This window comes from Bradyrhizobium sp. (genome assembly GCF_016462955.1).
In the GTDB taxonomy this organism is placed as follows: domain Bacteria; phylum Pseudomonadota; class Alphaproteobacteria; order Rhizobiales; family Xanthobacteraceae; genus Bradyrhizobium.
The window spans coordinates 22,260-29,802 of the sequence record NZ_JAEMSD010000020.1; the positions used below are offsets into that span (position 1 = coordinate 22,260).

The 7,543-nt window shown below is 64.7% G+C and carries 6 protein-coding genes; all 6 read left to right on the plus strand.

The genetic code is table 11. From position 1 onward, the window contains the following. Positions 1 to 159: 159 nt before the first annotated feature. A complete protein-coding gene (locus JHD07_RS04255; protein WP_291619333.1) occupies positions 160 to 1,866 on the plus strand; it encodes an NADH-ubiquinone oxidoreductase-F iron-sulfur binding region domain-containing protein in 1,707 nt (568 codons plus the stop codon). Beyond that, positions 1,863 to 4,631 (plus strand): formate dehydrogenase subunit alpha, encoded by a 2,769-nt coding sequence (fdhF, locus tag JHD07_RS04260; protein ID WP_291619334.1) that lies wholly within the window; start codon positions 1,863 to 1,865, stop codon positions 4,629 to 4,631. The genes JHD07_RS04255 and fdhF overlap by 4 nt, the downstream gene beginning before the upstream one ends. Positions 4,632 to 4,742: 111 nt before the next feature. Beyond that, positions 4,743 to 5,216 carry a Cys-tRNA(Pro) deacylase gene (ybaK, locus tag JHD07_RS04265; protein WP_291619336.1) on the plus strand — a complete coding sequence of 158 codons (474 nt, stop codon included), beginning with the start codon at positions 4,743 to 4,745 and terminating at the stop codon, positions 5,214 to 5,216. Between the two features lie 18 nt (positions 5,217 to 5,234). Continuing rightward, complete coding sequence (locus JHD07_RS04270) at positions 5,235 to 6,317, plus strand: HupE/UreJ family protein (protein WP_291619338.1); 1,083 nt, start codon at positions 5,235 to 5,237, stop codon at positions 6,315 to 6,317. A gap of 183 nt (positions 6,318 to 6,500) precedes the next feature. After that, positions 6,501 to 6,944 carry a hypothetical protein gene (locus JHD07_RS04275; protein WP_291619340.1) on the plus strand — a complete coding sequence of 148 codons (444 nt, stop codon included), beginning with the start codon at positions 6,501 to 6,503 and terminating at the stop codon, positions 6,942 to 6,944. After that, positions 6,941 to 7,543: alpha/beta hydrolase (locus tag JHD07_RS04280; RefSeq protein WP_291619342.1), on the plus strand; the 603-nt coding region annotated here is incomplete at its 3' end. The genes JHD07_RS04275 and JHD07_RS04280, both read left to right, overlap by 4 nt.

The window sequence follows — 7,543 nt, forward strand, 5'->3', positions numbered from 1 at the left end:
AGATGGTCGAACGCAGGGTCGTGTCCGGGTCAGATCTGGGAGCGCTCCATTGAGCTGTGCCGCGTAACCGCTTCCGCGAGCATAATAAATGATCTTGGCATCTGGCATGCCAGAGATTAGAAGTGGAGCCGTTCTGAAAGACGAGATCGAGACGAATCGATGAGCCATGAGGACGTGCACAAGGTCCGCTCCTTCGAGCATCCCGGTGAGGGACGCCGACGCGCCAAGGCCACCCCGAAAGGACGGCAGGTCGATCCGACCGCCGCTCACGAGATCGAGCTGTTGCTAGGCGACAGGCCGCGGCGGCGCGATCTCCTGATCGAATATCTTCACCTGATCCAGGACGAGTACCACCAGATCTCGGCTGCGCATCTGGCTGCGCTCGCCGACGAGATGAAGCTAGCCTTCGCCGAAGTGTTCGAGACCGCGACCTTCTATGCGCATTTCGACGTGGTGAAGGAAGGCGAGCTGGACATCGCGCCGCTGACGATCCGCGTGTGCGATTCGCTGACTTGCGCAATGCTTGGCGGCGAGAAGCTGCTCGAGGATTTGCAGAGCGCATCGGGGCCCGGCATCCGCGTCGTGCGCGCCCCCTGCGTCGGCCGCTGCGATACAGCGCCGGCCGCGGAGGTCGGACACAATTTCGTCGATCATGCCACTGTCGCGAACGTGATGGCCGCCGCGAAAGCCGGCGACACGCACGCCCATCTGCCCAGCTATGTCGGTTACGACGCCTATGTCGCCGGCGGCGGCTACAAGCTGCTGAGCCGGCTGCGCGCGGGTGAACTCTCGACGGACAATCTCTTGAAGTCGCTCGACGACGCCTCGCTGCGCGGGCTCGGTGGCGCCGGCTTCCCGACGGGTCGCAAATGGCGCGCGGTGCTGGGCGAGCCCGGGCCGCGGCTGATGGCGATCAACGGCGACGAGGGCGAGCCCGGCACTTTCAAGGACCGCTATTACCTCGAAACCGATCCGCATCGCTTCATCGAGGGCATGCTGATCGGCGCGCATGTGGTGCAGGCGAGCGACGTCTACATCTATCTGCGCGACGAATATCCGGCCTCGCGCGAGATCCTCCAGCGCGAGATCGCCAAGCTGCCGCCGGGTGGGCCGACGTTGCACCTGCGCCGCGGCGCCGGCGCTTATATCTGCGGCGAGGAATCCTCGCTGCTGGAGAGCATCGAGGGCAAGCGCGGCCTGCCGCGGCACAAGCCGCCTTACCCGTTCCAGGTCGGCCTGTTCGGGCTACCGACGCTGATCAACAACATCGAGACGCTGTGGTGGGTGCGCGACATCGTCGAGAAGGGCGCCGACTGGTGGAAGGGCCATGGCCGGCACGAGCGGCACGGCTTGCGCAGCTTCTCGGTCTCGGGACGCGTCAAGAACCCCGGCATGAAGCTCGCGCCCGCGGGCATCACCGTGCGCGAACTGATCGACGAATATTGCGGCGGCATGGCCGACGGGCATCAGTTCTATGCATACCTGCCGGGCGGCGCATCGGGCGGCATCCTGCCGGCGTCGATGGACGACATCCCGCTCGATTTTGGAACGCTGGAGAAATACGGCTGCTTCATCGGCTCAGCCGCGATCGTGGTCCTGTCGCAGAAGGACAGCGTGCGGGCGGCGGCATTGAACCTGATGAAGTTCTTCGAGGACGAGAGCTGCGGCCAGTGCACGCCGTGCCGTGTCGGGACGCAGAAGGCGGCGCTGCTGATGCAGAAGCCGGTCTGGAACCGTGCCTTGCTGGAAGAATTGAGCCAGGCGATGCGCGATGCCTCGATCTGCGGGCTCGGACAGGCGGCATCGAATCCGCTGTCCTCCGTGATCAAATATTTCCCCGACGAGTTCAAGGAAGCGGCCGAATGACCAAGATTACGTTCGAGCTCGACGGCAAGCAGGTCGAGGCCAGCGCAGGCGAGACGATCTGGCAGGTGGCCAAGCGTCAGGGCCGCGAGATTCCGCACCTCTGCTATTCGCCGGCGCCGGACTATCGCCCCGACGGCAATTGCCGCGCCTGCATGGTCGAGATCGAGGGCGAGCGCGTGCTCGCCGCCTCGTGCAAGCGCACGCCCGCCATCGGCATGAAGGTGAAGACCGAGAGCGCGCGTGCGGTGTCCGCGCAGAAAATGGTGATGGAGCTGCTCGTCGCCGACCAGCCGGCGCGCGAGACCAGTCACGATCCGGATTCGAAATTCTGGCACTGGGCCGACACCACGGGCGTCACCGAAAGCCGCTTCCCCCCCGCCGAACGCTGGGCCACCGACGCAAGCCATCCGGCGATGCGTGTCAATCTCGATGCCTGCATCCAGTGCGGCCTGTGCGTGCGCGCCTGCCGCGAGGTCCAGGTCAACGACGTCATCGGCATGGCCTACCGCAATCACGGCTCCAAGGTCGTGTTCGACTTCGATGACCCCATGGGCGAGTCCACCTGCGTCGCCTGCGGCGAATGCGTGCAGGCATGCCCGACCGGCGCGCTCATGCCGGCCGTGATGCTCGACGACAGGCAAACCCGCGTGACCTATGCCGACAGGAAGGTCGACTCGCTCTGCCCGTTCTGCGGCGTCGGCTGCCAGGTCACCTACGAGGTCAAGGACGAGAAGGTGATCTATGCGGAAGGCCGTGACGGTCCCGCCAATCACAACCGTCTCTGCGTCAAGGGCCGCTTCGGCTTCGACTACATCCATCATCCGCATCGCCTGACCAAGCCGCTGGTGCGGCTGCCGAATGCGAAGAAGGACTCCAACGACCAGGTCGATCCGGCCAATCCGTTCACGCATTTCCGCGAAGCGAGCTGGGAAGAGGCGCTCGATATTGCTGCCAAGGGCCTGGTCAAGATCCGCGACGAGAAGGGCGTAAAGGCGCTGGCCGGCTTCGGCTCGGCCAAGGGCTCGAATGAGGAAGCCTATCTGTTCCAGAAGCTGGTGCGCACCGGCTTCGGCTCCAATAACGTCGACCACTGCACGCGTCTATGCCATGCCTCGTCGGTGGCGGCGCTGTTCGAAGGCCTGAGCTCGGGCGCGGTGTCGGCGCCGTTCGCCGCCGCGATGGACGCCGAGGTCATCATCGTGATCGGCGCCAACCCGACCGTGAATCATCCGGTCGCGGCGACGTTCATCAAGAACGCCGTCAAGCAGAACGGCGCAAAGCTGTTCGTGATGGATCCGCGGCGGCAGACGCTGTCGCGTCACGCGACCAGGCATCTGCAGTTCAAGCCCGGCTCCGACGTCGCCATGCTGAACGCGATGATCAACACGATCATCACGGAGGGCCTGACCGACGACCAGTATATCGCCGGCTACACCGAAGGTTTTGAGGACCTCAAGGAGAAGATCAAGGAATTCACGCCGGAGAAGATGGAGCCGATCTGCGGCATCCCGGCGGAGACGCTGCGCGAAGTGGCGCGGACCTATGCGCGGGCAAAATCGTCGATCATCTTCTGGGGCATGGGCATCAGCCAGCACGTCCACGGCACCGACAATGCGCGCTGCCTGATCGCGCTGGCGCTGATCACCGGCCAGGTCGGCCGTCCCGGCACCGGCTTGCATCCGCTGCGTGGCCAGAACAACGTGCAAGGAGCGTCCGACGCCGGCCTCATTCCCATGTTCCTGCCGGATTACCAGCCGGTCGGTCGCGACGATCTGCGCGGCAGCTTCGAAAAGCTTTGGCAGCAGGATCTCGATCCCGTCCGCGGCCTGACCGTGGTCGAGATCATGAACGCGATCCATGCCGGCGAGATCAAGGGCATGTATATCGAGGGCGAGAACCCCGCGATGTCCGATCCCGATCTCCAGCATGCCCGCCAGGCGCTCGCCATGCTGGATCACCTCGTGGTGCAGGATCTGTTCGTCACCGAGACAGCGTTTCATGCCGACGTGATCCTGCCGGCCTCGGCCTTCGCGGAGAAGGAGGGCTCCTTCACCAACACCGACCGCCGCGTGCAGCTGGCGCGCCAGGTGGTCAAGCCGCCGGGCGACGCGCGGCAGGATCTCTGGATCATCCAGGAGATCGGCAAGCGCATGGGCCTGCCGTGGAACTATTCCGGTCCCGGTGATGTCTTCACCGAGATGGCGCAGCTGATGCCGTCGCTGAAGAACATCACCTGGGACCGGCTCGTGCGCGAAGGCGCGGTGACCTATCCCGTCGACGCTCCGGACAAGCCGGGTAACGAGATCATCTTCACCACGGGTTTCCCAACCGCGAGCGGCCGCGGCAAGATCGTGCCGGCCAAAGTCATCCCGCCGGACGAGATTCCGGACGACGAATATCCGATGGTGCTGTCGACGGGCCGCGTGCTCGAGCACTGGCACACAGGCTCGATGACGCGCCGCGCCCAGGTGCTCGACCAGATCGAGCCTGAGGCGGTCGCCTTCATGTCGCCGAAGGACATGCGCAGGAAGCAGCTGGCGCCGGGAGATTTCATCCGCCTGGAGACGCGCCGCGGCGCGGTCGAGGTCAAGGTCCGCTCCGACCGCGACGTGCCGGAGAACATGGTGTTCATGCCGTTCTGCTACGCCGAGGCGGCCGCAAACCTGCTCACCAATCCGGCGCTCGATCCGTTCGGCAAGATCCCGGAGTTCAAGTTCTGCGCGGCGCGGGCCGAACGGGCGGAGATGCGGGACGCGGCGGAGTAGCGGGCCTCGTCGTCATCGCACACGAGGCCACACAAGCCGCTGTCATTCCCCGCGAAGCCGGGGAATCCGGTACACTTTCGCTCCTCGCCATGGCGGTGGTAGATATGGCCCATGTCCAAAGTCACCCCCGCCACACGCGCACTCACGGCCGCCGGCGTCGCCTTCACCGTTCATGCCTACGACTATGATCCCGACGCCGAAAGTATTGGCCTCCAAGCCGCCGCCGCGCTCGGTGAGGACCCCGCGCGGGTCCTGAAGACGCTGATGGCGCAGGTCGACGGCAAGCCGGTCTGCGTGGTCGTTCCCTCCGACCAGGAAGTCTCGATGAAGAAGTTGGCGGCGGCGGCGGGCGGCAAGTCGGCGCAGATGATGAAGCCGCCCGAGGCGGAACGCAGCACCGGTTACAAGGTCGGCGGCATCAGCCCGTTCGGCCAGCGCAAGCAGGTCAGCACCGTGATCGAGAAGAGCGCACTCGCGCATGACCTCGTCTATCTCAACGGCGGTCAGCGCGGACTGCAGATCCGGCTGAAGCCGGCCGATGTCCGGGATGTCCTCAAGGCGGTCGTGGCGGATGTACTGGCGTGACGGCGACGGAGCTAGATCGTGAAGTGGCCGCTTCTGCTGTGGCTAGCGGTTCTGCTCGGCATTGGCCGCCCGGCCGAGGCGCATCAGGTTAACCTCGTGACGGCGCGCGTGGCGCTGACCGCCGAACGCATCGTGAAGGTCGAGCTCGGATTGAAGGGCAGCGATGTCGACCGCCTGATCGGCACGAGGACGTATGACGCAAAGCAGGACGCGGTCGACCCCGCGGCGGTCGAAGCGGCCGGCGCCGCAATCCTAGCCTATTTCCATACGCATATGGCCGTGACGGGGGGCGGCTCCGCCTGTGCGCCGGGCAACGCTGCAATTCTGCCCGATGGTGACGGCATCATCTATCGCAACAGCTTTGCTTGCGCGAGCATGGCCGGCGATATCGTCTATCGCTCCACCGTGCTGACTGAAAAAGACAAGGCCGCGCGTCAGGTCGTGCTGGTTGCGCAGGGCAGGTCCGAGACGCAGGCCTTGCTCGACGCCGACAACATCACGGTCATGCTCTCGAAGGAGCCGCCGTCGCTGGCCTCGACCATGTGGCGCTATCTCCTGACCGGCATCGAGCATATCTTCCTCGGTTACGATCACGTGGCATTCCTGGCAGCAATCGTGCTATGGGCGCGCCGGCTGATGCCGGTCGTCAAGATCGTTACGGCCTTCACCGTCGCTCACTCCCTGACATTGTCGCTCGCGGCGTTGAATGTCCTGGTCGTCCCGAGCCGCATCGTGGAGCCGGCGATCGCGGCCTCGATCGTGTTCGTGGCGGTCGAGAACTTCTTCTCGCGCGACGTCGACAAGCGCTGGCGCCTTGCTTTCCTGTTCGGCTTGATTCACGGCTTCGGCTTTGCCGGCGTGCTTCGGGAGATCGGCCTGCCGACGGACGCGATCGTCCCGGCGCTCGCCGCCTTCAACCTCGGCGTCGAGATCGGGCAGGTCGCGATCGTCGCCGTCGCGTTGCAAATCCTCCGTCTTGCCGATCGATGGAGCGCCGGCCGGTCGGAACCGGTGAGGGCGGCAGGGCTGGTATACGCACTGTCCGCGCTCATCGGCCTGCTCGGCGGGTATTGGCTGTTCGCACGCGTCTTCGAAGCTTGAGGTCGAGCGGCGCTGCCGGACCAGCTTCATCTCTTCAGTGGTCGCCTGCATCCGTCACAACCGCAGCCCCATGGCTCTTTCCCGTTATCCACCCTTGTCTTCGTTCGCGAGCGCTGTATAGAAATGGAATAGAAATAGAATAACGTTCTGTTAGATAGAACAATCAGGGCAGGGGAAGGAACGATGGAATCCGAACGCGCCCGGCCGGACGACGGCTCGCCGGTGCCATTTACTCCCGATGCCGTGATCGCAGCGTTCAGGACGATCCCTGATTTGCTGGCGCGCGACGAGGCTCTCGCTGCCCGTGGTCGCTGGCTTGATGTCGATTGCCTGCTCGGGCCGAGCACACAGCCCTTCCACCTGGCCATTCGGGCAGGGCGCATCGTGGACATGGCGCCATCACCAGTGCTGATGCGCTCCTGGCGATTCTCCTATCGCGCGACGCCCGCAGCGTTCGCCGCTTACTGGCAACGAATGCCACCGGCAGGCTGGCACGATCTGCTGGCATTAACAAAGCGCGGGCACGCGACCCTCGAAGGCGATCTGCATCCCTTCATGACGCATCTCCAGTACTTCAAGGATCTCCTGGCGCTGCCCCGGCAGAACGGGTTTGGAGGTGCGTCATGAACGGCTTCATCGAGCCGATCGCCGGGCGCTATGTGCATGTCGACATTGATGGCGAGCTCCATAGGATCTATTTCGAGGAGAACGGCAGCGGCGTTCCCCTGGTCTGTCTTCACACCGCCGGCTCCGACGCGCGGCAGTGGCGCCATCTGCTCGTAGACGAAGAGTTTACCAGGCACTTCCGCGTCATCGCCTTCGACATGCCCTGGCACGGCAAGTCCAATCCGCCGGACAGCCAATACGGCAACGAGTACCGGCTGACCACCGCAAGCTATACGGCGACGATCCGGGCGTTTTGCAATGCGCTTGGGCTGGAGCGGCCGGTGGTGATGGGTTGCTCGATCGGCGGTCGCATTGTGCTCAATCTCGCCATAGAGCACGCCCGGGAGTTTCGTGCTCTAATCGGGCTCGAGGCCGCGGACTTCCAGCAGCCCTGGTACGACACGAACTGGCTGAACCGGCCCGATGTTCACGGCGGCGAGGTCTGCGCCGCGCTTGTCTCGGGTCTGATCGCGCCGGGCGGTCCCGAGGCTGCGCGCGCGGAGACGCTCTGGGGCTACAAGCAGGGCGGCCCCGGCATCTTCAAGGGCGATCTGTATTTC